This is a genomic window from Pseudomonas sp. RIT-PI-S, from assembly GCF_025642975.1.
Classification (GTDB): Bacteria; Pseudomonadota; Gammaproteobacteria; order Pseudomonadales; family Pseudomonadaceae; genus Aquipseudomonas.
Window position 1 is genome coordinate 744013 of record NZ_JANZKJ010000001.1, and the last position, 23434, is coordinate 767446.

The 23434-nt window shown below is 64.1% G+C and carries 22 protein-coding genes; 13 read left to right on the plus strand and 9 right to left on the minus strand.

What is annotated here, in order from left to right:
* Window positions 1-13: 13 nt before the first annotated feature.
* A complete protein-coding gene (locus OGL93_RS03445; protein WP_263260960.1) occupies window positions 14-601 on the minus strand; it encodes a YecA family protein in 588 nt (195 codons plus the stop codon).
* Between the two features lie 216 nt (window positions 602-817).
* On the opposite strand from OGL93_RS03445, the gene recQ reads away from it, so the two are divergent.
* The 3 genes from recQ to OGL93_RS03460 all read left to right on the plus strand — a co-directional run bounded on the left by recQ (window position 818) and on the right by OGL93_RS03460 (window position 5933).
* Complete coding sequence (recQ, locus tag OGL93_RS03450; RefSeq protein WP_263260961.1) at window positions 818-2950, plus strand: DNA helicase RecQ; 2133 nt, start codon at window positions 818-820, stop codon at window positions 2948-2950.
* Between the two features lie 147 nt (window positions 2951-3097).
* Window positions 3098-3535, plus strand: coding sequence for a MarR family transcriptional regulator (locus OGL93_RS03455; protein ID WP_263260962.1), 438 nt, complete (start codon window positions 3098-3100; stop codon window positions 3533-3535).
* A gap of 82 nt (window positions 3536-3617) precedes the next feature.
* Window positions 3618-5933 (plus strand): hypothetical protein, encoded by a 2316-nt coding sequence (locus tag OGL93_RS03460; RefSeq protein WP_263260963.1) that lies wholly within the window; start codon window positions 3618-3620, stop codon window positions 5931-5933.
* 107 nt (window positions 5934-6040) lie between these two features.
* On the opposite strand, the gene OGL93_RS03465 is transcribed toward OGL93_RS03460, so the two are convergent.
* Both OGL93_RS03465 and OGL93_RS03470 read right to left on the minus strand, forming a co-directional pair.
* Window positions 6041-6352 (minus strand): DUF962 domain-containing protein, encoded by a 312-nt coding sequence (locus OGL93_RS03465; RefSeq protein ID WP_263260964.1) that lies wholly within the window; start codon window positions 6350-6352, stop codon window positions 6041-6043.
* A 59-nt stretch (window positions 6353-6411) separates the two neighbouring features.
* Window positions 6412-7866, minus strand: a complete 1455-nt coding sequence (locus tag OGL93_RS03470) for a TrkH family potassium uptake protein (RefSeq protein WP_263260965.1) — start codon at window positions 7864-7866, stop codon at window positions 6412-6414.
* 96 nt (window positions 7867-7962) lie between these two features.
* Between OGL93_RS03470 and OGL93_RS03475 the strand changes: the two genes are divergently transcribed.
* The gene (locus OGL93_RS03475; RefSeq protein ID WP_263260966.1) at window positions 7963-8547 is read left to right on the plus strand and encodes an NAD(P)H nitroreductase; all 585 of its coding nucleotides are present in this window, start codon (window positions 7963-7965) and stop codon (window positions 8545-8547) included.
* 119 nt (window positions 8548-8666) lie between these two features.
* Here OGL93_RS03475 and OGL93_RS03480 read toward each other — a convergent pair whose 3' ends face one another.
* The 5 genes from OGL93_RS03480 to OGL93_RS03500 all read right to left on the minus strand — a co-directional run bounded on the left by OGL93_RS03480 (window position 8667) and on the right by OGL93_RS03500 (window position 12252).
* A complete protein-coding gene (locus tag OGL93_RS03480; protein WP_263260967.1) occupies window positions 8667-10001 on the minus strand; it encodes a HAMP domain-containing sensor histidine kinase in 1335 nt (444 codons plus the stop codon).
* Between the two features lie 74 nt (window positions 10002-10075).
* On the minus strand, window positions 10076-10516 hold the full coding sequence (locus tag OGL93_RS03485; RefSeq protein ID WP_263260968.1) for a Spy/CpxP family protein refolding chaperone: 441 nt from the start codon (window positions 10514-10516) through the stop codon (window positions 10076-10078).
* A gap of 154 nt (window positions 10517-10670) precedes the next feature.
* Window positions 10671-11348: a response regulator transcription factor gene (locus tag OGL93_RS03490; RefSeq protein ID WP_263260969.1), complete on the minus strand. Its 678-nt coding sequence runs from the start codon at window positions 11346-11348 to the stop codon at window positions 10671-10673.
* Window positions 11349-11351: 3 nt separating this feature from the next.
* Window positions 11352-11657, minus strand: coding sequence for a YciI family protein (locus OGL93_RS03495; protein ID WP_263260970.1), 306 nt, complete (start codon window positions 11655-11657; stop codon window positions 11352-11354).
* A 1-nt stretch (window position 11658) separates the two neighbouring features.
* Window positions 11659-12252 carry a septation protein A gene (locus OGL93_RS03500; protein WP_263260971.1) on the minus strand — a complete coding sequence of 198 codons (594 nt, stop codon included), beginning with the start codon at window positions 12250-12252 and terminating at the stop codon, window positions 11659-11661.
* A gap of 65 nt (window positions 12253-12317) precedes the next feature.
* On the opposite strand from OGL93_RS03500, the gene OGL93_RS03505 reads away from it, so the two are divergent.
* The 7 genes from OGL93_RS03505 to OGL93_RS03535 all read left to right on the plus strand — a co-directional run bounded on the left by OGL93_RS03505 (window position 12318) and on the right by OGL93_RS03535 (window position 19584).
* Entirely contained in the window at window positions 12318-13187 is an 870-nt protein-coding gene (locus OGL93_RS03505) for a PHP domain-containing protein (protein ID WP_263260972.1), read from the plus strand.
* Window position 13188: 1 nt separating this feature from the next.
* Window positions 13189-13818, plus strand: a complete 630-nt coding sequence (locus OGL93_RS03510; RefSeq protein ID WP_263261105.1) for an L-threonylcarbamoyladenylate synthase — start codon at window positions 13189-13191, stop codon at window positions 13816-13818.
* Between the two features lie 116 nt (window positions 13819-13934).
* Window positions 13935-14633 (plus strand): ScpA family protein, encoded by a 699-nt coding sequence (locus tag OGL93_RS03515; RefSeq protein WP_263261106.1) that lies wholly within the window; start codon window positions 13935-13937, stop codon window positions 14631-14633.
* A gap of 39 nt (window positions 14634-14672) precedes the next feature.
* A complete protein-coding gene (gene scpB / locus OGL93_RS03520; protein WP_263260973.1) occupies window positions 14673-15479 on the plus strand; it encodes an SMC-Scp complex subunit ScpB in 807 nt (268 codons plus the stop codon).
* 138 nt (window positions 15480-15617) lie between these two features.
* On the plus strand, window positions 15618-16676 hold the full coding sequence (rluB, locus tag OGL93_RS03525) for a 23S rRNA pseudouridine(2605) synthase RluB (RefSeq protein ID WP_263260974.1): 1059 nt from the start codon (window positions 15618-15620) through the stop codon (window positions 16674-16676).
* A 177-nt stretch (window positions 16677-16853) separates the two neighbouring features.
* Window positions 16854-18257 carry an amino acid permease gene (locus OGL93_RS03530; protein WP_263260975.1) on the plus strand — a complete coding sequence of 468 codons (1404 nt, stop codon included), beginning with the start codon at window positions 16854-16856 and terminating at the stop codon, window positions 18255-18257.
* Window positions 18258-18381: 124 nt separating this feature from the next.
* Window positions 18382-19584 carry an MFS transporter gene (locus OGL93_RS03535; protein WP_263260976.1) on the plus strand — a complete coding sequence of 401 codons (1203 nt, stop codon included), beginning with the start codon at window positions 18382-18384 and terminating at the stop codon, window positions 19582-19584.
* A gap of 16 nt (window positions 19585-19600) precedes the next feature.
* Here the strand turns inward: OGL93_RS03535 and OGL93_RS03540 are convergent, their stop codons facing one another.
* Entirely contained in the window at window positions 19601-19855 is a 255-nt protein-coding gene (locus OGL93_RS03540) for a DUF2790 domain-containing protein (RefSeq protein ID WP_263260977.1), read from the minus strand.
* Between the two features lie 323 nt (window positions 19856-20178).
* Between OGL93_RS03540 and acs the strand changes: the two genes are divergently transcribed.
* Together acs and OGL93_RS03550 are read left to right on the plus strand one after the other, a co-directional pair.
* Window positions 20179-22134 carry an acetate--CoA ligase gene (gene acs / locus OGL93_RS03545; protein WP_263260978.1) on the plus strand — a complete coding sequence of 652 codons (1956 nt, stop codon included), beginning with the start codon at window positions 20179-20181 and terminating at the stop codon, window positions 22132-22134.
* 417 nt (window positions 22135-22551) lie between these two features.
* Window positions 22552-23328, plus strand: a complete 777-nt coding sequence (locus tag OGL93_RS03550) for an ABC transporter substrate-binding protein (protein WP_263260979.1) — start codon at window positions 22552-22554, stop codon at window positions 23326-23328.
* Window positions 23329-23434 lie beyond the last annotated feature (106 nt).

The following is a 23434-nucleotide window of genomic DNA, read 5'->3' on the forward strand; positions in this document are numbered from 1 at the left end:
GCTGAAGGCGCACTCAATGCGTGCGCGGCTTGAGCACTGCTGGCTTTTCGTCCGGCGCATGGCTGAGCAGGTAGAGCCCGGTAAGGATTTCCGGGATCTGCACCGTCATGTCCGCCTGCAGCTCTGGGCTGGCAGCGATCTCGGCGAACTCCGGCTGGTCGTCGAACAACCCCGAGCCCACCATGATCGGCAATAGCAATTCGCTCACTTCATCTTCGGCGGAGGCGAACCAGGCTTCCTCGCGCAAGAACACCCCTTCCATGAAGCCGATGCACCAGCCGCGCAGCTCGGAGTCGTCCGGCTCGTCGCCCAGGTCCAGGTCGCAAGGCAGCTCGAATTCTTCGTCGCTGGCCAACTGGCGAGCGATATGTGCCTTGAGCTGAACCAGGGTGCCTTCGATCGCCTCGCGCTCGGTGGCATCGGTGTAATGGGGTTCTTCGGCGAACAGGGCGTCGATCCATTCGCGCTCCGGCACCGCTTCGGTGGAGATGGACAGCGCGGTCAAATAGCCATGCGCCGCTACGTAATCCAGCGCTTCTTCATGGAGCTCGTCGGCATCCAGGAAGACTTGCAGGCGGGTGAGTTGCTCGGCGAAGGACATGAATGACTACCTTGGGGAATGACAATGCACAATTCTAGGCCCTGAAGCCGGTTAAGCGCCACCGCAAGGGATGGAAAACCGCTGTACCCCGGCACTTTGGTATACTGCCCGCCTTTTTGCGACCGGCAGCCGTGGCGGTTCGTTCCAGGCGCCAGCCGGAACCGGGCCTCGCGCGTCGTGGCGACGCCGACCGTTTTGGGATTTCTGGAGTCATGCATGCTCGAACAGGCACAACGCGTCCTCAAGGACGTCTTCGGCTACGACAGCTTCCGCGGTAGCCAGGGGGCGATCATCGAGCGCGTGGCCCGTGGCGGCGACGCCCTGGTGCTGATGCCGACCGGCGGCGGCAAGTCGTTGTGCTACCAGGTGCCTGCGCTGTTGCGCGATGGCCTGACGATTGTGGTGTCGCCCTTGATTGCATTGATGGACGACCAGGTCGCTACCCTGGATGAGCTCGGCGTGCCGGCCGCCGCGCTCAACTCCACCGTCAGCCCCGAGCAACAGCGGGAACTGGCGGTGCGCCTGCGCCAAGGCGAGATCAAGCTCCTCTACCTGGCCCCCGAGCGGCTGGTACAGCCGCGCATGCTCAGCTTCTTGCAACAATTGAACGTCGCGCTGTTCGCTATCGACGAAGCGCACTGCGTGTCGCAGTGGGGCCATGATTTCCGCCCGGAATATCTGCAACTTGGCCAATTGGCGGAACTGTTTCCCGATGTGCCGCGCATCGCCCTCACCGCCACCGCGGACAAGCGCACCCGCGAGGAAATCGTCAACCGCCTGGCCTTGCATGACGCCGAGCGCTTCCTCTCGAGCTTCGACCGCCCGAATATCTTTTACCGCATCGTTCCCAAGGAGCAGCCGCGCAAGCAACTGCTGGCGTTCCTGGGCGAGCGAAAGGGCGACGCCGGCATCGTGTACTGCCTCTCGCGCAAGAAAGTCGATGAGGTCGCCGCGCAGCTGGTGGAGCAGGGCTTCCCTGCGCTGCCGTACCACGCCGGGCTACCAGCAGAGCTACGTGCCTTTCATCAGAAGCGTTTCCTTAATGAGGAAGGGCTGATCATGGTCGCGACCATCGCGTTCGGCATGGGCATCGACAAGTCCAACGTGCGCTATGTGGCGCACCTGGACCTGCCCAAGTCGCTTGAGGCCTATTACCAGGAAACCGGCCGGGCGGGCCGCGATGGCTTGCCGGCCGATGCCTGGATGGCCTACGGCCTGCAAGATGTGCTGATGCTCAAGCAGATGATCCAGAACTCCGAAGGGGACGAGCGACACAAGCGGGTGGAGCAACACAAGCTCGATGCGATGTTGGCGCTCTGTGAGGAAATCCGCTGCCGCCGCCAGGCGCTGCTGGCCTACTTCGATGAAACCCTGCCACAGCCCTGCGGCCATTGCGATAACTGCGTCGACGGTGTGCTTACCTGGGATGCCACCGAGCCTGCGCGCCAGGCGCTGTCGGCGATTTACCGCACCGGCCAGCGTTATGGGGTGGGGCACCTGGTGGACGTGCTCTTGGGCCGCGACAACGAGAAGGTCCGCTCGGCGGGGCATGAGCGGTTGGCGGTATTCGGCGTGGGCAAGGGGCGCCCGGAAGGTGAATGGCGCTCCCTGTATCGCCAGCTGGTCGCCCGTGGCCTGGCGGATATGGACCTTGAAGGCTTCGGCGGGCTGCGCCTGACCGACGCTTGCCGGCCACTGCTGCGCGGCGAGATAAGCCTGGAACTGCGCCGTGACCTCAAGCCGCAGGTCACCGCCCGCAGCAGCGGAGGCAGCCCGGCCAGCCAGCTGGTACGGGGCGAGGAGCGCGAGCAATGGGAAGCGCTGCGTGCCCTGCGGCGGCGCCTGGCCGAAGAGCACGGGGTGCCGCCGTATGTGATCTTCCCGGATTCGACCCTGCTCGAAATGCTCCGCAGCCAACCGCAAAGCCTGGCCGAGATGGGCCGCGTCAGCGGCGTGGGAGCGCGCAAGCTGGAGCGTTACGGCGCTGCCTTCCTCGACGTGCTGGGCGGTGGCAGTGCAGTGGCGCCGGCGCCGGTGGTCGATTTGCGCCATGAGCTGGTGAGCCTGGCGCGCGCAGGCATGACCCCCGCGCAGATCGCCGGCCAGCTCAACTGCACCGAGAAAAACGTCTACAGCCTGCTGGCCGAAGCCATCGCTGCCCAGCAGCTGTCATTGGAACAGGCCCTGGACCTGCCTTTCGAGCTGCTCAGCGAAATCCAGGACGCGTTCCTCGACGGCGAAGGCGAGTTGCCCGCGGTCAGTGACATCGCCGGCCAGTTCCAGGGAAAAGTGCCTGAGGGCGTGCTTTATTGCGTGCGTGCGGCCCTGCAGTCGGAATTCGAACTGTAGGCGCCCGGATCACGCCGTTCCTTATAGAAGCGGGGGTGGCCATCCGATACAGCCTGGGACGGCTTGCGTAACGGGAGGGTGTCGGCTTGCCAAGCGGTGGCGGCCATGATTAGCTCGCTATTAATTGTGTAGTGATACGAGTTACCTATGCCTTTGACTGATCAACACCGTTTCGGAATGCAGCTGGCCCAGCTGTCTCGCGGCTGGCGCGCCGAGCTCGACCGCCGGTTGGCTGGGCTAGGGTTATCGCAGGCTCGCTGGCTGGTGCTGCTGCATCTGGCGCGTTTCGAAACGGCGCCAACGCAACGGGAGTTGGCGCAAAGCGTTGGCGTGGAAGGCCCCACCCTGGCGCGCTTGTTGGACAGCCTGGAAACCCAAGGGCTGGTTCGCCGCCAGGCGGTGGTCGAAGACCGCCGGGCCAAGCAGATCAGCCTGAGCGAATCGGCGCTGCCGCTGATCAAACAGATCGAAACCATTGCCAATGCACTGCGGGTCGAACTCTTCACCGGCATCAGCGCGCAGGATTTGGCTACAGCCATGGCGGTTCACGCTAAGGTTCTAGCTAATCTCGAAAAGCGCGGCTGACGGCGAGCCCGCGTTGGTGCTTTGAGTTTCTCCAGCCACAGGCTATAAGGAAGGCTGTGGAAGTCGTTCCCAAGGGATGCTTATGCGCAAGCGTTTTACCCGCACCGCCCGGTCCGCGCCTCGATCGACCACGCGGTTGGCGTTCTATTCGGTAGTTGGCGGCTGTGCGCTGGCATGGTCGAACCTTGCCTGTGCGCTGGGCTTGGGCGACATCACCCTGCATTCGTCGTTGAACCAACCGCTTAACGCAGACATCGCGCTTACCGATAGCGCCGGGCTCGATGAAAACGACATCCGGGTCAGCCTGGGCACGCCGGAAGAATTCGCCCGCGCTGGGCTGGACCGCTCGTTCTTCCTGACCGACCTACGCTTTACACCAATGTTTCGCAACGGGCGGAAGGTCATTCACGTCAGTTCCAGCAAGGTCGTGGCCGAGCCATACCTGAACTTCATCGTTCAGGTCACCCCGCCAAGCGGGCAATTGCTACGCACTTACACGTTGTTGATCGATCCGCCAGGCAGTGTTGCATTGGCCCCGCCGCTCGTGGCCACCAATGCGCCGGCCGAGGCCGTATCCTCGGTTGCGCCCATGCCGACACCGGTTCAGCCGCCAAGCCCGCCACCCGCCGCGCAGCGCAAAAAAACCAGCCAAGACAGCAACGCGACGAAGCAAGCATCTGCCAGCGAGCAGCTCACCGCCACGGCGGAGCAGAACCAGCAGCTGCAGCAATCGCTGGACAACCTGCAAGCGCGCATGCAGGAGTTGGAAGACGAGCGCGCTAGCAAGGACGAGCAGCTGGCCCAGCTTCAATCACGGTTGGCCGAGGCCCAAGCGCTAGCGGCCGCGCGCAATGCCTTAGCCCCGGCGCCGGCCACGCCTGCGCCGGGTTCTGCGAGTGGTGCGGCGGCTTCCGGCGCGGCGGCGGTGGTCACGCCGCCGGTGCCTGCACCCGCCACCGCGACCGCGACCGCCAACCCTGGCCAGACCACGACCTTGCCTTCAGCTTCGTCGACATCCACGCCTGCGCCTGCGCCCACCGTTGCGCGGCCTACGGTGAACCCGCCCGCGCCCGCCACGGCGCTGCCCGTAGCGCCAGAAACCGATGACCTCACCTGGCTATTGCAGCTGGGCGCGCTGGTTGCGCTGTTGTTGCTGGTCGGCGCTTGGCTGTTGCAGCGGCGGCGGCAACGCCCTGCCTCTTCCGAAGCCGCCACGTTGCCCGCCGTGGTTTCAGCTACCAGCCAGGCCGAATCCCTGGCTGCGCAAGCCGAACCCGACAGCGCCACGCCAGCCGCCGCTCGACGCGAACAGGCGCCGGCGACCGATGCCTTGGACGCGGCCAGTATCTATATCGCCTACGGCCGCTTCAACGAGGCGCTCGGTGTACTGCGTGAAGGCCTGCAGCGCCAACCCGAGCGCCGTGATTTGCGCCTGCGCATCCTTGAAGTGCTTGGCCTGCAAGGCAATGCCCACGCCTATGCGGAAGAGGAGGCCGCCTTGCGAGCCAACGGTGAGCAAGATGCAGTGTTGGACCAGACCCGTTCACGTTTCCCGAAGCTCGCGCCGGCGGCGGTAGCCCTGGCAGCCGGCGCGGCGATGGCCGCAGACCTGGCACCACGCTTGTCGGATACCCCCCCGGCGGAGCCCTTTGACGAGCGTTCCTCGTTCGCTTCCCCTGGTTTGGAGGACGATGGCCAAGCGTCAGGGAGTGCCGCCTCGGACCTGGATATCGACTTCGACGCCCTCGGCGACTTGGGCGATCCGGCTGACATAGCGCCGTTGGCCAGTGGCGGGCGGGAGAGCGAGGCGGACGAGTTTCACCTCAACCTGGACGATGTGTCCCTGGATGCCGACTGGTCCTCGATGGACCCGTTCGAACCACCGCCCGCGCTTGCTGGGCGGCCGGCCCATGTGGAAGAGATAGAGCCCGAAGACAACTTGGCGGCGGCCGACAGCTTGTTCTTCTCGAACCTGCGCGAGCTGCCGGAGGTGCTGGAGTTACCGGAGGAGGAGTTTCTCAGCGACTTCGCCGACGAGCCCCTGGCCCCCCTCGAGGAAGCAGGCGACGACCTGGATGCGGCCTTCCTGGATAGTTTTGCTGATGAGCCGACGGGTACGCCTGGCATAGGCGAGTTGGAGCTTCAAGGGATAGGGCAGCACGAGAGCGCCGGGGATGGTTTCGAGCCGCCGGCTGACGCACTGCCGGACCTGGACGATCTGAGCATCGACTTCGACGACATTCAAAGCCAGGCACAATCGGCGGACCGCCTTGACCAAGCGCGCTCGTTGTTGGCCCGGGGAGAACAGCAAGAGGCCAGTTGGCTGTTGCACGAGCTGCTGCAGGACGGCGACGAGCCAACTCGCGAAGCGGCGCGCCAGTTGCTTTCGGGGTTATGAGGCTACGGTGCGGGTCGCAAGGCCTTTTCCGTAAAGTCCGGCCTTGCCCGCGGTCGCTAGCGCTGGATGCGATTGCGGGCAAGCACGACCGCTACGGGCAGTGTTGCTTAGAACGCCAGCTTGCCGGTGATCAGGTCTCGAAACATCACGAAGTCGCCCATCAGGCTGTATAGCGGGTGCTTGAAGGTAGCCGGGCGGTTGTGCTCGAAGAAAAAGTGGCCTACCCAGGCGAAGCCATAGCCGGCAATCGGCACGGCGAGCAACAGCCAGAAGTTCAGGGTGGCGACCGCGTAGGTCACGAAGGCAATCACCAGGCTGGTGCCCACGAAGTGCAGGCGTCGGCTGGTGCTGTTGCTATGTTCGGCGAGGTAGTAGGGGTAGAACTCGGCGAAGCTGGCGAAGTCACGGGTTTTGCTCATGGTTGCCTCCGGCTTGCGCGGTGGGGTTGAGCTGAGAATAGCCAATGCTCGGGTTGGCCTCAATGCCTCCAGAAGGCCGGCACGCACAGCACCAGCACGGTGATGATTTCCAGCCTGCCCAGCAGCATCCCGAAAGACAGCAACCACTTGGCGGAATCGGGTAGCGAGGCGAAATTGCCTGCCGGGCCGATGGTGTCGCCGAGCCCCGGGCCGACGCCCGAAACCGTACTGGCGGCGCCGGTGAGCGCGGTCATCCAGTCCAGGCCGAGCAAGCCCAGCGCCAGTGCGATCAGGCCGATGGTGGCGCCGAAGAAAAACGAGAACGTAAGGATCGAGCGCACGATATCTTCGTCCAGGCGATGCCGGTTGTACTTCTGGCTGATCACTGCGCGTGGGTGAATCAGCTGGTTGAGGCTGGCCTTCAGCAAGATGAACGCCACTTGGAAACGGAAGATCTTGATCCCGCCGGCGGTAGAGCCCGAGCAGCCGCCGATAAAGCCCAGGTAGAAGAAGAACATCAACGCGAAGTTGCCCCATAGGCTGTAATCCCCGAGCGCAAAGCCGGTGGTGGTCACCACTGAGGTCACGTTGAACGCCACGTGCCGCAGGGCCTCGTACCAGGGCAGGGATGTGCTCCACCAGTACCAGCCTCCTAGCACCAGCCAGCACAGCAATAGCATGACCATAAACCCCTGCACCTGTTGGTCCCGCAGCAATGCCCGGTAATTGCCGCGCAGCGTGGCGACGTAGAGGGTGAAGGGAAGGCTGCCCAGGATCATCAGCACGATCGCCACCCAATGCACCGCCGGCTGCTGCCATTTCGCCAAAGACTGGTCAGAGGTCGAGAAGCCCCCGGTGGAGATCGCCGACATGGCATGGTTGACGGCATCGAACAGGCTCATGCCTGCGCACCACAAGGCCAGAGTGCCAAGGAAAGTGATCCCCACGTATACCAGCACGATGGACTTGGCCACCATGTGCGAGCGCGGCATGAGCTTTTCCGAACGGTCCGAGGATTCAGTCTGGAATAGGCGCATGCCGCCGATGCGCAGCAGGGGCAGAATCGCCACGGCCATGGCGATAAAGCCGATGCCGCCGAGCCAATGGAGCAGCGAGCGCCAGATCAGAAGCCCCGGCGATAGCGTATCCAGCCCGCTTAGCACGGTAGAGCCCGTCGCGGTGATGCCCGACATGCTCTCGAAGAAGGCGTCCGTATAGCTGATCCCGGCAGTGAAACGCAGGGGCAGGGCAGCGAAGACGGCCACCACTACCCAGCTGCTGACGGTGAGCAGGTACATGTCGCGGGGGCGCAGGTTGCTCTGTTCTGGGCGGCCGCGGATCATCAGCGCCAGGCCGGCGACGAAAGTCAACAGGCTGGCCCAGAGGAAACTGTGGAGGTCGTCGGTGCGCTCGAAGATCACCAGGGTGAGCATCGGAATCGTCATGCTCACGGCGAGCGTCAGCAGGAAAATGCCAATGATGAAGCCGATGACTCTGAGGGTCGACAGTGACATTGAGCCCACGCTGGCCGGTAAGGGCCGCACATTTTACCTGCGAGACATTCCCTGTAAACGTTAGACTGCCTGCTCAGACTTGAAAGGGAGTGAGCGATGGAAGCCTTGGAAGCCTTGCTGGAGCGTGTGTCCGTGGGTCGCTTGGTGGAGCCGGCCCCGGATGCCAGACAGCGGCAGATTCTCTTCGAAGCGGCGATGCGCGCCCCCGATCACGGCCAACTGCGGCCTTGGCGGTTCCTGACCGTCGAAGGGCAGGCTCGCGAAGCCTTGGGCGAGCTTTTGGCCACGGCCGCGGCGCAGAAGGGCGGCGAAAGCAACCAGGCCGCGATCGACAAGGCCAGGGCAGCGCCGCTGCGCGCACCGCTCGTGGTAGTGGCCATCGCCGTGGTTCAGCCGCATCCGAAAGTGCCTGCATCCGAACAAGTGCTGGCCGCCGGTTGCGCCGTTCATGGGTTGTTACTGGCGGCTTACGCCCAAGGCATTGGCGCCATGTGGCGTAGCGGCGAGTTGTCCTTCGCCCCTTCGGTGGCGGCAGGGCTGGGCCTGGGGGCGCATGAGCAGATCATCGGCTTCATTTACTTGGGTACGCCGGCCAACCCACCGCGCCCCGCAAGCCGCCTCTCCCCGGACGGTTTCGTCGCGCCTTGGCCGGGTAGCTCGGCCGATGACGCCGCGCGCTAGCCCGTTACACCCCGTAGGGGCCAGGCCCTGCCTGCGCTGCGTATGCCAAGCATGGCGCCTACGGAATTTCGAGCCGACTTGTGTGCACCTAGAGCCCTCTGCGAGGGCTGGCGGCCCCTTCAGGCCGCCGAAGGCGGTTCGAATGGCAGCTCCAGGCTAGCCACGAAGCCGCCTTGCGGGTGGTTCTCCAGCACCAGCCGCCCGCCGTGGCGCTCCGCCGCGCGGCGGGCAATGGCCAGGCCCAGGCCGTGACCGGCAGCGGCCTGCCCAGGGGCGCGATAGAACGGCTCACCCAACTGGGCCAAGTGTTCAGGGGCGCAACCGGGGCCATGATCGCGGATGCTGATCGTCACGCCACTGGCGTAGGCTTGGGCGCTTACCTCGATGGCCTGCCCCGCTGGGTTGAACCGCAGCGCATTGCGCAGCAGGTTATCCGCCGCGCGTTCGAGCAGGGTGGGCCAGCCGCGCAAGGCCATGTCTGGGGCGATCGTGACCATGACGTCTTGGTCCGGCGCGCTCAGCCTGGCGTCATGGACGATGCCTGCCAGCAACGGCTGCAAGTCCACGGCTTCGGCGCTGGCCTGCTCCGCATCCACTCGGGCAAGCACCAGGATCTCACTGATCAAGGATTCGAGGCGGTCGCATTCCAGGGTCAGGCGCGGCCACAGCCGCTCGCGCTCTTCAGGCCCTGCGCGTTCGGCCAGGGCCAGGGCGATGCGCAGCCGTGCCAAGGGCGAGCGCAACTCGTGGGAAACGTCTCTGAGCAATTGCCTTTGGCTGTTGATCAGGCTTTGCAGCCGCGCGCCCATGCGGTTGAAATCATTGGCCAGCACGCCAAATTCGTCGCGCCGTGCTGCCAACTGAGCCAGGCTGTGTTGCTGGTAAGTGGCCTGTCCCAGGTCATGTACTGCCCCTCGTAGCCGTTGCAGCGGGCGGGTGATCGACAGCGTGACCAATAAGCTGAACAAGGTCAGCACCACCAGCGCGATCCCTAGCGCGCCCACCGGCCAGAGCAGGCTTTCGCGATGCCAGGCGTCCAGTTCCGGGTGCGGTATACGGTAAATGAACAGGTAGGTGTCGCCGCTGCTGGGGCTGGTGTATTCGGTGGTCAGCCGCCGCCACGGCAGTTGGCGGTCGTCCTGGCTCTGGCGCGCTTCGAACGCCTGGGCCCGGCGCGGGAAGGTGCCCGGCACTACGGCCTCGCCAGCTTCGTTCAGCACTTGGGTATCCACGTGATAGCGGCGCTTGTGCTCCTCCAGCATTTGCTCGGCGGCGTCCGCCCCGTCGGTTTCGAAGCGCTGGGTCCACTGCTCGGAGAAATCCTTGAGCGCCGGGTGCCGGCTGAGGATCCAGGCATCCTGGTTCAACACGTGCCCCATCAGCAGCGACAAGCCCGCGACCAGGGTAATTGCCAGCCAGAAGCTGGCCAGGATCCGCCAGAACAATGAACGCAACGGGGCACCTCTGCTATGAATGGACAAACCCGGCCAAACGGGCCGGGTTTGTGGGGCTACGGCGTATCGCCGCCTTATTGCGCCTTGTGATCCTTCTGCGCTTTCCAGGCTTGGAATTCAGCCCACTCGGCGCGGCGCTCATCCTGCTTCTTGGTCATCTGGTCAAACTGCTTCTGCTGGTCAGGGGTCAGCACAGCGCGGATGTCGCCGCGGGTTTTTGCTTCGCTTGCCGCCAGTGCGTCGTGCATCGCCTTTTGCTCAGGTGCCGGCAGCTTGGCCAGGTAGGTTTTGGTGATGTCGCGACGTTGCTGCATCTGCTCGCCCATCAGCTTGCCCACCTGGCGGCGCTGGTCGCGGTTCAGGTCCAGCCCTTCGAACAGCCCAGGCCCGCGGTGGTGCATCATCGCCATGCCAGGGCGCGCGCCTTCGTCAGGTGCATTGCCGGGGCCCTGGGACGCCATGGCGAGGGTCGGCAGGGTGGCTGCGAACAGCAGGGCAGTGAGAGTCTTGCGCATGGTGAATCTCCTTGTCTCGTCGCCGGTCGTTTACCGGATGAGTTCAGTCTACGCAGGCGTTCGTCAAGGGCGGTCATGGGCGGGTAAAGGGAAGGTAAACCTTGGCTCTGTACGCGAAGTATCTGCACTGGGCTGTGCAGAACCGCGGCGCGGCCTAGGCGGCGTAGTAATAGCCGCGGCTGCGCAGGGCTACGATCCTGGGGCGGCCGTCGGGGTGGGGGCCGATTTTCTTACGCAGGTTGCTCACATGCATGTCCAGGCTGCGGTCATAGAGGGTGAGCTTGCGGCCCAGCGCGAGTTGCGCCAGCTCCTGTTTGCCCAGCGGCTCGCCTGGCTGGCGCAGCAGGGCCTCGAGGATGCGGCTTTCCGAAAGCGTGAGGGAGATATCGTGCTGATCGATGCTGGCAACTCCGCGCACCGGGCTGAAGGTCAGGTCGCCCACTTCGATCTGGCTGGCGCTGGCCGTTGGATGGCTGCGCCGCAATACCGCCCGCAGGCGAGCGGTCAATTCCCGCGGGTCGCAAGGCTTTGCCAGGTAGTCGTCGGCGCCCAGCTCAAGGCCGAGGATACGGTCCAGCGGTTCGCCGCGCGCCGAGAGCATCAGCACAGGCAGGTCGGCGTGCTCGCTGCGCAGCTGCTTAAGCAGTTCCAGGCCGCTCCCATCCGGCAGCATCACGTCAAGCACCACGACCGCCGGCGCGGCTTCGGCCAGCGCGCGACGGGCGCTTTTACCATCGTGGCAGGCGCGAACCTGAAAGCCCTCGTGGCTCAGCCAACTGCTCAACAGTTCGCACAGCTCCACGTCGTCATCGATCAGCAGCAGCTCGCTCATGGGTCAGGCGCTTGGGAACACTTGCTTGAATGGTTTGACCACCACGCTGGCGTATACCCCGGCAGCTTTGTAGGGGTCGGCTTCTGCCCACTCGCGGGCGGCCTCCAGGGAGTCGAACTCGGCGACGATCAGGCTACCGGTGAAGCCAGCAGAACCAGGATCGTTGCTGTCGATAGCCGGGTGCGGCCCGGCTAGCACCAGCCGCCCATCATCCTGCAATGCTTGCAGGCGCGCCAAGTGGGCCGGGCGGGTGCCGAGGCGCTGTTCCAGCGAGCCGGCGACATCGGTGGCGATGATTGCGTAGAGCATGTCAGTCCTCGGTTTTGGTGGTGGGCGAACGGTCATGCATATGCCGCGACAGGTACAGGCCCTGGCCGAGCAGGAACAGCAGGGTCATGCCCAGGCTGCCGAAGACCTTGAAGTCCACCCAGAAGCGTTCGAAGGTAAAGGCCACGAACAGGTTGGCCGCGCCACAGACCAGGAAGAACACGATCCAGGCGATGTTCAGGCGTTGCCAGATGGCCTTGGGCAAGCTCAGGGCATGGCCCATGATGCGTTCGATCAGCACCCGGTCGCCGATGAAATGGCTGCCCAGGAACGCCAGGGCGAACAGCCAGTTCACCACCGGGGCTTTCCACTTGAGGAAGGTTTCGCTATGGAACGCCAGGGTCATGCCGCCGAACAGCAGGCAGGCGAGCAGGGTCAGCCATTGGCTTTTCTCCAGCCGGCGTTGGCGGGCCAACAAGAACCCATAGACCACCAGCGAGCTGCCGATCAGGAAGGCCGTTGCGCTGAAAATGCCGCCGAAGGCGATGCTGTGCCCGGCGATGTCCAGGGTGCGGGGTTCGGTTTTATAGACGATGAAGAACAGCAACAGCGGGATAAAGTCGATCAGTTGTTTCACAATGGCAGCCAGGCGCGGGATGTGGCGGCATAATAGCAAACCTTCCTGAACTCGAAAGCGCCGCCATGAATGTTGACCTGCACTGCCACAGCACGGCCTCCGACGGGGCGCTGGCCCCTGCCTGCGTGGTGGCCCGCGCGCACGAGCATGGCGTGCGCCTGCTGGCGCTGACCGATCACGATACCCTCGACGGCCTCACCGAAGCCCGGGATGCCGCGGCTGCGCTGGGGATGGGCTGGGTCAGCGGGGTCGAAATGTCCTGCACCTGGGGCGGTGCTACCATTCATGTGCTCGGCTATGGCTTTGCCCTGGATGCGCCAGCGCTGAACGATGCGCTCGAACAACTGCATGCCGGCCGGTGGTTGCGTGCCGAGGAAATCGACCGCCGGCTGGCCGCCAAGGGCATGCCGGGTGCGCTGGAAGGCGCCCGCGCCATCCAGGCTGCGCTGGGCGACAGCCGCAATGCCCCGGCGAGGCCGCATTTCGCCGACTACCTGATTCAACAGGGCCACGTGCCGGACCGGCCCACCGCGTTTCGAAAATGGCTCGGCGCCGGCAAGATCGGTGACGTCAAGCAGCACTGGCCCAGCCTCGAGGCGACGATCGCCACGCTGCGCTCGGCCAATGCCTGGGTCAGCCTGGCGCATCCAATGCACTATGATTTCAATCGAAGCAAGCGCCGCCGCCTGGTGACCGAGTACCTTCAGGCTGGCGGCCATGCCATCGAGGTGGTCAATGGCCACCAGGCGGACGAGCAAACAGGTACTCTGGCAATCCTTGCCCGGGAGTTCGGGCTGCTGGCCAGCGCTGGCAGCGACTTCCACGGGCCCGGCAACTGGGGAGAGATCGGCAGCTATCGCTCCATGCCGGATGACCTGCCACTGTTGTGGGAGCGTTTTCGTCATGACCGTGCATGCATACCAGCAGGGATATGAATTGAGCCAGTTCTTTCAGATTCACCCACAAACGCCACAGGCGCGATTGATCAAGCAGGCGGTGGAGATCATCCGTGCCGGTGGCGTAGTGGTGTACCCGACAGATTCGTCCTACGCGGTCGGCTGCCGGATCGGCGAAAAGTCCGCGATCGAGCGGGTACGTCGGCTTCGTCAGCTCGACGACCGTCATAATTTCACCCTCCTGTGCCGGGACCTCTCCCAACTGGGGCTGTTCGCCAAGGTGGATACCGCCGCGTTTCGCTTGCTCAAGGCGCATACCCCCGGGCCGTACACCTTTATCCTCGACGCCACCCGTGAGGTGCCGCGGCTGCTGCTGCATCCGAAGCGGCGTACCATCGGCCTTCGCGTGCCACAGCACCCCATCGCCCTGGCCCTGCTGGAGAGCCTGGGCGAGCCACTGATGAGCGTCAGCCTGGTGCTGCCTGGGGAGGCCGAGCCGTTGGCCGACCCTTACGAGATGCGCGAGCGCCTGGAGCACCAAGTCGATCTGATAATCGACGGGGGCCCTGGCGGGGTGGCGGCCTCCACCGTGGTGGACCTGTCCGGCGCCGAGCCGCAGGTGGTGCGGGTGGGCTGCGGCGACCCGGCGCCTTTCCTGGCGGGCGCATGAGCGAACTCGCCACGCCTGTGGCCGAGCTGGAGCCCGGGGGCCAACTGCAACTGGCGCTGGTCTACGGCGAAGCCTTTACCGAGGTGCCGCAGGACCTGTACATCCCGCCGGACGCGCTGGAGGTCTTCCTCGAGGCCTTCGAAGGCCCGTTGGACCTGCTGCTGTACCTGATCCGCAAGCAGAACATCGACGTACTGGATATCCCCGTGGCGGAGATCACCCGCCAATACATGACCTACGTGGAGCTGATGAAAACCATCCGCCTGGAGCTGGCCGCCGAGTACCTGGTGATGGCCGCCATGCTGGCGGAAATCAAGTCGCGGATGCTCTTGCCGCGCTCGGCAGAGGTGCAGGAAGAAGAGGGCGATCCGCGCGCCGAGCTGATTCGCCGCTTGCAGGAGTATGAGCGCTTCAAGGCCGCGGCCGAAGGCATCGACGCCTTGCCTCGCCTGGGGCGCGAGATCGTAGTGCCGCAGTTGGACGCGCCGCAGGCCAAGGCGCGCCGGTTGTTGCCAGACGTGGCCCTGGAAGAGGTGCTGCTGGCCATGGCCGAGGTGATGCGGCGCAACGACCTGTTCGAAAGCCATCAAATCAGCCGCGAGGCGCTATCCACCCGCGAGCGGATGAGCGAGGTGCTGGAAAAACTCAAGGGCGGCGCCTTCGTGCCCTTCGTCGAGCTCTTTGGCGCTCATGAGGGCAAGCTGGGCGTGGTGGTGACCTTTATGGCGATCCTCGAACTTGTGAAGGAATCTTTGATCGAGCTGGTGCAAAATGAGCCCTTTGCCGCCATCCATGTTCGGGTGCGCGGAGACTGAACGCACCGGCCCTTGCGCCACGACCAGATGTAAGCACCCATGAACCTGAACGAACCCCGCGAGCTTGCGTCCTTGCTCGAAGCCTTTCTGCTCGCCTCTGGCAAGCCACAAAGCCTGGACCGGCTCTACGAGCTGTTCGAAGAGGCCGAGCGGCCGGGGCCGACGGTTTTCCGCAAGGCCCTGGACCTGCTGCGCAAGTCCTGTGACAACCGCGCCTTCGAGCTGGTAGAGGTCGCTTCCGGTTACCGCCTGCAAATCCGCGAGCGCTATGCGCCCTGGGTCGGCCGCCTGTGGGAAGAGCGCCCGCAACGGTATTCCCGAGCCCTGTTGGAAACCCTGGCATTGATCGCCTATCGCCAGCCCATCACCCGGGGCGAAATCGAGGACGTGCGCGGTGTGGCGGTCAACAGCAACATCGTGAAAACCCTGCTCGAGCGCGAGTGGATTCGCGTGGTCGGCCATCGCGAGGTGCCTGGGCGGCCCGCCATGTTCGCCACCACCAAGGGCTTTCTTGACCACTTCAACCTGAAAAACCTTGACGAGCTGCCGCCGCTGGCCGACCTGCGCGAGCTGGAGCCGCGGCCGCTGGGTGACGAGGAAGATCTTCCGGTGCCCGCGCACTTGCAGGCGCTCGCCGACGCCAGTGCAGGGCAAGACGGCGACGAGGCCGCGCCGGTGGGCGAAGAAACCAGTTTCCGCAGCCTTTTGCTCGAACTCGACACCCTGGAGGCGGGGCTGAAAACCGACTTCGACGACCTGCCCGACCCGGAGCCCGCCTTCGAGGTGGCGCCATTGGGCGTTGGCAGCGGTTTGCCGCGCGAGGCCGACGACGACCAGCAGGGGTGATGCGCTGGTCGAATACTTTCCCTGGGTAAGTGCGTGGCGTGTGTAATGAGCGTATGATTCGCGCCCTTCGGCGAGCCTTTGGCTAGCCTGTTTCGGCGCAAGACGCCGTATTTTCTACCCACCGGGAGGTGCCACCCCATGAATGAACACGAACTCGACGCCCAGGCTCCTGTAGAGCCGCCCGCCGGCGAAAAACTGCAAAAGGTATTGGCCCGTATTGGCGTGGGCTCGCGCCGTGACGTCGAGGCCTGGATCGGTGAAGGCCGGATCAAGGTCAACGGCAAGGTCGCGACCCTTGGCCTGCGGGTGGACCTGCACGACGCCATCAGCGTTGACGGCAAGCTGATCAAGCGCGCAGAAGCCGCCGAAACGGTGCGCCGCGTGATCATCTACAACAAGCCCGACGGCGAGATCTGTACCCGCGACGACCCTGAAGGTCGCCCGACCGTATTCGACCGCCTGCCACGCCCGCGTGAAGGTCGCTGGATCAACGTCGGCCGCCTGGACATCAACACCACCGGGCTGCTGTTGTTCACCACCGATGGCGAACTGGCCAACCGGCTGATGCATCCTTCGTACGAAATGGACCGCGAGTACGCAGTGCGCGTGCGCGGTGAAGTCGATGACGACATGATTGCCCGGCTCAAAGAGGGCGTAGTGCTCGAAGACGGCCCGGCGAAGTTCACCGACATCCAGCAAGCGCCGGGTGGCGAAGGCTTCAACCATTGGTATCACTGCGTGGTGATGGAAGGGCGTAACCGTGAGGTGCGGCGCCTGTGGGAATCCCAGGGCCTGGTGGTCAGCCGCCTGAAACGCGTGCGTTTCGGCCCGGTGTTCCTCAACTCCGACCTGCCGATGGGCCGCTGGCGCGAACTGGGCCAGCACGAGGTGGACATCCTCAGCGGCGAGGTTGGGCTCAAGCCGGTCGCCATGCCGGTGCAAACCGCCAAGGCCAAGGACAAGCTCGAGCGCATGCAGCGCAAGTCCGCCCGCCCGCTGGGCCGCAATGAGCGCGTGCGCCAGGTTCGGCCGGCCTTGGAAGGCGCCGAAGAGCGCGCGCCGCGCAAGCCGCGCGACGAACAGCGCCCACGCCCGGCCTCTACCCGTGGTTCGGTGGTCGCCGAGCGGCCGAGCGACGTACGCGGCGGCAATCGTCGGCCGCCCAAGGGTCGCCCGGACGGCTCGCCGAAGCGCTGACGCAAGGTATTATTGCTTGTCTGTTGCTCGCGTTCTCGCTCTCCCCGATGTGCACTGCGCTATGTACACTCCTTCGCTTGATCGTGGCCGCCCCAGGGGGGCGGCTACAGTCTCTCCAGCCCAGCCGGCTCAGGGCGCGGCGGGCTGTTCGCCCAATAAGAACAAGGAATGTATGCGATGAGTGCCCGGCCACCCTCTGGCGGTAGCTTCCAACGCGGCCTGAAAAACCGCCATATCCAACTGATTGCCCTCGGCGGCGCAATCGGCACCGGGCTGTTCCTCGGCTCGGCCGGGGTGCTGAAATCCGCCGGCCCCTCGATGATCCTCGGTTATGCCCTGTGTGGGTTCATCGCTTTTCTGATCATGCGCCAGTTGGGCGAAATGATCGTCGAAGAACCGGTTGCCGGCTCGTTCAGCCACTTCGCCCACAAATACTGGGGCGGCTTCGCTGGCTTTCTTTCCGGCTGGAACTGCTGGCTGCTCTACACGCTGGTAGGGATGTCCGAGCTGACGGCGGTGGGCAAGTACATTCAGTTCTGGTGGCCTGAAATTCCTGCCTGGGCCTCGGCCGGCGGGTTCTTTGCCCTGGTGACCTTGATCAACCTGACCAACGTGAAAGTGTTCGGCGAAGCGGAGTTTTCCTTTGCCATCATCAAGGTGGTCGCGGTTGTGGGCATGATTGCCCTGGGTGCCTACCTGCTGGCTTCTGGCAACGGCGGGCCACAAGCCTCGGTAGCCAACCTCTGGCAGCACGGCGGGTTCTTCCCCAACGGCGTTCAAGGTCTGGTGATGGCCTTGGCGCTGATCATGTTCTCGTTTGGTGGCCTGGAAATGCTTGGCTTTACCGCCGCTGAAGCAGACCAGCCGCGCCAGGTGATTCCCAAGGCGATCAACCAGGTCATCTGGCGGATCCTGATTTTCTATGTAGGCGCCTTGGTAGTGCTGTTGTCGCTGATTCCTTGGGACAGCCTGCTGCAAAGCATTGGCGCGGCCGGCGACGCTTACAGCGGTAGCCCCTTCGTGCAAGTGTTCGCCATGCTTGGCAGCGGCACCGCCGCGCACCTGCTCAACTTCGTGGTGCTGACCGCTGCGGTGTCGGTGTACAACAGCGGCGCGTATTGCAATGGCCGCATGCTGGTGGGCATGGCCGAGCAGGGCGATGCCCCTGCTGTGCTGGCTCGGGTAGACCGTCGGGGCGTTCCGGTGCCCGCTGTGCTCGCCTCCGCCGCAGTGACCGCGGTCACCGTGCTGCTTAACTACTTGATGCCGCACAACGCCCTGGAGCTGCTGATGGCCCTTGTGGTCGCCACGCTGGTGATCAACTGGGCGATGATCAGCTGGTCCCACCTGCGCTTCCGCCAGCACCTGCAGCGCCAGAAGCAGGCACCGCTGTTCAAGGCCATCTGGTATCCGGTGGGCAATTACCTTTGCCTGGCGTTCGTGGTGGTGATCCTCGGCGTGATGTGGGCCACGGGCATGCAGGTACCGGTGATGGCGATACCGGTATGGCTGCTGGTGTCGCTGGGGCTGTACCGATTGAAGAAGACCGAGGTCGCCGCCCAGGCGGTCGAGGCCAAGTAAGGCCGTGATGCGGGAGCTGATATAGGTTCGCAGGCTTTGCCAGCGCCTCCGCCGCCGCGGGAGCTAGCGAAGCCTGCGAACGTGGCTACAATGCCCTTTCCCGTTTGCTCCCATGGCGTTTCTCATGTCCTCGTCGCCCCGCCCATTGGCGGTCACCCTGCAAGTCGTTTCGATCGTTGCCTTTACCTTCATCGGTTACCTGAACATCGGCATTCCGCTGGCGGTGCTCCCGGGGTTCGTGCACACGGACCTGGGCTTCGGCGCGGTGCTGGCAGGGTTAGTGATCAGCGTCCAATACCTTGCAACGCTCCTGAGCCGCCCTTACGCCAGCCGGATCATCGATAACCGTGGCAGCAAGCTGGCGGTGATCCTCGGGCTGACCGGTTGTGGCGCCAGCGGCGTATTCATGTTGCTGGCGGCTTGGTTGCAGGCGTTTCCCGGTGCGAGCCTGAGCTGTTTGTTCGTTGGCCGGATAGTGTTAGGCGCGGCCGAGAGCCTGGTGGGCTCCGGTTCCATCGGCTGGGGGATCGGCCGGGTAGGGGCGGCCAACACCGCCAAAGTCATTTCCTGGAACGGTATCGCCAGCTATGGCGCGCTGGCCATCGGCGCGCCTGGGGGCGTTTGGCTGGTGCAGCAGCTTGGGCTTTGGAGCATGGGCGTGGCGGTGTTGCTGCTGTCTGCATTGGGCGTGGCCCTGGCCTGGCCCAAGCTGGCCGCACCTGTCGTCAGCGGCGAGCGCTTGCCGTTCATTCACGTCCTGGGCCGCGTGCTGCCGCACGGGTGCGGGCTGGCACTGGGTGGTATCGGCTTCGGCACGATCGCGACTTTCATCACCCTGTATTACGCCTCCCGTCACTGGGGTAATGCCGCGCTGTGCCTGTCGCTGTTCGGTGGCTGCTTTATCTGCGCACGGCTGCTGTTCGGCGGCATGATCAATCGCCTGGGTGGTTTCCGCGTGGCCATCGTCTGCCTGGGCGTGGAGGCGCTCGGCCTGCTGCTGTTGTGGCTGGCGCCCGGGGTCGAGCTGGCCATGGCCGGGGCGGCGTTGAGTGGCTTCGGCTTTTCGCTGGTGTTTCCGGCGCTGGGGGTAGAGGCGGTAAACCTGGTGCCCGCCTCCAGCCGTGGCGCGGCGGTGGGCGCCTATTCGCTGTTCGTGGACCTGTCCCTGGGGCTTACCGGGCCGGTGGCCGGGGCGGTGGCGTCTGGTTTTGGCTTCGCCTCGATCTTTCTGCTTGCCGCATTCGCCGCCGCTGCTGGCCTGCTGCTGAGTTTGCGCTTGTACCGCCAGCAACTGCAGGCGCCCAGACACCCGGACCAGCCGCTATAGGCGCAGTGGCTTGGCGTCAGTCCACGCAGCCATTGCCCATCACTTCATACTCGAGCAAGTGGCGCTGGCCTTTGCTGTCGTCGTACACCATGTGCATCGGCACTACCTCGCAGGTGTTTGGCACTGCCTCCATGGACACCACCCGGGCGATATCCAGTGGGGTGGAATAGTTGTAGTGTTCTACCAGCAGCTCGCCAGTGGTAGCGGGCGCCTGTCCGGCAGCGGCGAATGTGCTGGCGCAGGCGGAGAGGGCGAACATCAGGCGTTTCATTGCGGTTTCACCTTTCTTGCGGTCGAACGTGCCCGCGCGACCTTTTTTCGAGGTTGCGGGCGTGGCGTTCAGGGCGTTTGGAGGCAGACCTTCGTGGGGGCTGTCGTTGCGTTTGCCATAGCTGGCGGGGCGCATTCTAGGCGCGAGCTTGACGGCCGGAACAGGCTGGCTTTTGATAAACAGTATTATCGGAATACGTAACAATTCAGCCGCCTGGCGGCCCTGAAGAGCCTTTTACTACCATCGTCGAATGGTTGCGTGGCGGTAACTTCACGTACAACGCAAACATACAAGAACAACGATTGCCTCCGAGGAAAGTAAAGATGAGCGCGGCTTCCCTGTACCCAGTTCGCCCTGACGTGAAGGAACACACCCTCACCGACGAAGCGACCTACAAGGCCATGTACCAGCAGTCCGTGGTGAACCCCGACGGCTTCTGGCGCGAGCAAGCCCAGCGTCTGGACTGGATCACCCCCTTCACCAAGGTCAAGCAGACCTCTTTCGATGATCACCACGTAGACATCAAGTGGTTCGCCGACGGCACCCTCAACGTGGCGTACAACTGCCTGGACCGCCACCTCGAAACTCGGGGCGATCAGCCAGCGATCATCTGGGAAGGCGACGATCCTTCGGATAGCCGCACCATCACTTACCGCGAGCTGCACGAGGAGGTGTGCAAGTTCGCCAACGCCCTGCGCGGCCAGGATGTGCACCGCGGTGACGTGGTCACGCTCTACATGCCGATGATTCCCGAAGCTGTGGTCGCCATGCTCGCCTGCGCGCGCATCGGTGCCATCCATTCGGTGGTGTTCGGCGGCTTTTCGCCCGAGGCGCTGGCGGGGCGCATTATCGACTGCAAATCCAAGGTGGTGATCACCGCTGACGAAGGCGTGCGCGGCGGCAAGAAAACCCCGCTCAAGGCTAACGTCGACCGTGCCCTGACCAATCCGGAAACCGCCAGCGTGCAGAAGGTCATCGTGTGCAAGCGTACCGGTGGCGAGATCGAGTGGAACCGCCATCGCGACATCTGGTACCACGCCCTGCTGGACGTTGCCTCCAGCACCTGCGCGCCGAAGGAAATGGGCGCCGAGGAAGCGCTGTTCATCCTCTACACCTCCGGTTCCACCGGCAAGCCCAAGGGCGTGCTGCACACCAGCGCGGGCTACCTGCTGTATGCCGCGCTGACCCATGAGCGGGTGTTCGACTACAAGCCTGGCGAGGTCTACTGGTGCACCGCCGATGTGGGCTGGGTGACCGGGCACAGCTACATCGTGTATGGCCCGCTCGCCAATGGCGCCACCACCTTGCTGTTCGAAGGCGTGCCGAATTATCCGGACATCACCCGCGTGTCGAAGATCATCGACAAGCACAAGGTCAATATCCTCTACACCGCGCCTACGGCGATCCGCGCGATGATGGCCGAAGGCACCGCGGCGGTCGCTGGCGCCGACGGTTCCAGCCTGCGCCTGCTCGGGTCGGTAGGGGAACCGATCAACCCGGAAGCCTGGAACTGGTATTACAAGACCGTGGGCAAGGAGCGTTGCCCGATCGTCGACACCTGGTGGCAGACCGAAACCGGCGGCGTACTCATCAGCCCGCTGCCCGGCGCGACCGCGCTCAAGCCGGGCTCGGCCACCAAGCCGTTCTTTGGTGTGGTACCCGCGCTGGTGGACAACCTGGGCAACCTGATCGAAGGCGCCGCTGAGGGCAACCTGGTGATCCTCGACTCCTGGCCCGGGCAGGCGCGGTCGCTATACGGGGACCACGATCGCTTCGTCGATACCTACTTCAAGACGTTCCGCGGCATGTACTTCACCGGTGACGGCGCCCGCCGCGACGAAGACGGGTATTACTGGATCACCGGGCGGGTGGACGACGTGCTGAACGTGTCTGGCCACCGCATGGGCACGGCGGAAATCGAAAGCGCCATGGTCGCCCATCCCAAGGTGGCCGAGGCCGCGGTGGTGGGCGTGCCTCACGACATCAAGGGCCAGGGCATCTACGTCTACGTCACGCTCAACGCCGGCGAGCAATCCAGCGAAGCCTTGCGCCAGGAGCTGAAAAACTGGGTGCGCAAGGAAATCGGCCCCATCGCCTCGCCGGATGTCATTCAGTGGGCCCCCGGCTTGCCGAAAACCCGCTCCGGCAAGATCATGCGGCGAATCTTGCGCAAGATCGCCACCGCCGAATACGGTGCCCTGGGTGATATCTCCACCCTGGCGGACCCGGGTGTTGTCCAGCACCTGATCGACACTCACCGGCAGATGTCTGCTGCTTAAAACCGCCTTATCGAGCACACGGTAATCCAGCCCCGCTTCGGCGGGGCTTTTGCTGTATGGAAACAAAACCTGTGTTACCGGATAATGCGCCGCTGAGGTGGGGGGAAACACTTTGCCAGGCCGCGCTAGTCGATGACGGGCCGCGAACCGCTCTACACCGCGGTTGCTCGTAAAAGGGCAGGGAACTTGCAGTAGCTTTCTGTTTGGCCTTCGCTTTGCTGATCATCCGCCGGCCTGCTTGTCAAGAGGTATGCCCGCCGTCCCAGGTTCTTCTGTAACTTGTTGTCGCATTGCAGAAATTTCCTACAACCGCCCACCGCTAAAATGCCCACCACTCGCCTCCGCTCCGGTGGCGTGATTTATTTTTGGCAGCGCCTGGCCTCGCCCTCGCGCCTCGTCATCCGATGGAGTATTCCCATGAAGAAGCTTGCACTGTTTGGTGCGCTGGCGCTGTCCGTGCTGTCCTTTACTGCCGCGGCCGACGACAAGCCATTGAAAATCGGTATCGAGGCCGCTTATCCACCGTTTGCCTCCAAGGCGTCGGACGGCAACATCGTTGGTTTCGACTACGACATCGGCAACGCCCTGTGCGCTGAGATGAAGGTCAAGTGCGTTTGGGTCGAGCAGGAGTTCGATGGCCTGATCCCGGCGCTCAAAGTGCGCAAGATCGACGCCATCCTGTCTTCGATGTCCATCACCGAGGATCGCAAGCAGTCCGTGGATTTCAGCAACAAGTACTACAATACCCCGGCTCGCCTGGTCATGAAGGAGGGGGTTGCCCTGGATGACTCGCTGAGCGCACTCAAGGGTAAGAACATCGGCGTGCAGCGCGGCTCGATCCACGAGCGCTTCGCCAATGAAGTGTTGGCACCCAAGGGGGCTAAGGTCACACCTTATGGCTCGCAGAATGAAATCTACCTGGACCTGGCCGCTGGCCGCCTCGACGGCACCGTTGCCGATGCCACCCTGTTGCAGGACGGCTTCCTGAAAACCGACGCGGGCAAGGGCTTCGCATTCGCCGGCCCGGCGTTCACCGACGTGAACTACTTCGGCGACGGCGTGGGCATTGCGGTGCGCAAGGGCGACAAAGCCGACCTGGACCGCATCAATGCCGCCATTGCCGCTATCCGCGCCAACGGCACCTACAAGCAGATCCAGGACAAGTACTTCGACTTCGATATCTACGGCCAGTAACGCCGCCATCACCTCGGGCAGGGGCCGCGTGCGGCCCCGCTTCGTTTTTGGCCCCTGAGCGGTTTCATTGCATCCGCGTTGCTCCTGCATTTCACCCGCGTTGCAC

Coding starts and splice junctions, on each gene's coding strand:
- OGL93_RS03445 (WP_263260960.1), bottom strand. CDS start 601: ATGTCCTTCGCCGAGCAACTCACCCGCCTGCAAGTCTTCCTGGATGCC.
- recQ (WP_263260961.1), top strand. CDS start 818: ATGCTCGAACAGGCACAACGCGTCCTCAAGGACGTCTTCGGCTACGAC.
- OGL93_RS03455 (WP_263260962.1), top strand. CDS start 3,098: ATGCCTTTGACTGATCAACACCGTTTCGGAATGCAGCTGGCCCAGCTG.
- OGL93_RS03460 (WP_263260963.1), top strand. CDS start 3,618: ATGCGCAAGCGTTTTACCCGCACCGCCCGGTCCGCGCCTCGATCGACC.
- OGL93_RS03465 (WP_263260964.1), bottom strand. CDS start 6,352: ATGAGCAAAACCCGTGACTTCGCCAGCTTCGCCGAGTTCTACCCCTAC.
- OGL93_RS03470 (WP_263260965.1), bottom strand. CDS start 7,866: ATGTCACTGTCGACCCTCAGAGTCATCGGCTTCATCATTGGCATTTTC.
- OGL93_RS03475 (WP_263260966.1), top strand. CDS start 7,963: ATGGAAGCCTTGGAAGCCTTGCTGGAGCGTGTGTCCGTGGGTCGCTTG.
- OGL93_RS03485 (WP_263260968.1), bottom strand. CDS start 10,516: ATGCGCAAGACTCTCACTGCCCTGCTGTTCGCAGCCACCCTGCCGACC.
- OGL93_RS03490 (WP_263260969.1), bottom strand. CDS start 11,348: ATGAGCGAGCTGCTGCTGATCGATGACGACGTGGAGCTGTGCGAACTG.
- OGL93_RS03495 (WP_263260970.1), bottom strand. CDS start 11,657: ATGCTCTACGCAATCATCGCCACCGATGTCGCCGGCTCGCTGGAACAG.
- OGL93_RS03505 (WP_263260972.1), top strand. CDS start 12,318: ATGAATGTTGACCTGCACTGCCACAGCACGGCCTCCGACGGGGCGCTG.
- scpB (WP_263260973.1), top strand. CDS start 14,673: ATGAACCTGAACGAACCCCGCGAGCTTGCGTCCTTGCTCGAAGCCTTT.
- rluB (WP_263260974.1), top strand. CDS start 15,618: ATGAATGAACACGAACTCGACGCCCAGGCTCCTGTAGAGCCGCCCGCC.
- OGL93_RS03530 (WP_263260975.1), top strand. CDS start 16,854: ATGAGTGCCCGGCCACCCTCTGGCGGTAGCTTCCAACGCGGCCTGAAA.
- OGL93_RS03535 (WP_263260976.1), top strand. CDS start 18,382: ATGTCCTCGTCGCCCCGCCCATTGGCGGTCACCCTGCAAGTCGTTTCG.
- OGL93_RS03540 (WP_263260977.1), bottom strand. CDS start 19,855: ATGAAACGCCTGATGTTCGCCCTCTCCGCCTGCGCCAGCACATTCGCC.
- acs (WP_263260978.1), top strand. CDS start 20,179: ATGAGCGCGGCTTCCCTGTACCCAGTTCGCCCTGACGTGAAGGAACAC.
- OGL93_RS03550 (WP_263260979.1), top strand. CDS start 22,552: ATGAAGAAGCTTGCACTGTTTGGTGCGCTGGCGCTGTCCGTGCTGTCC.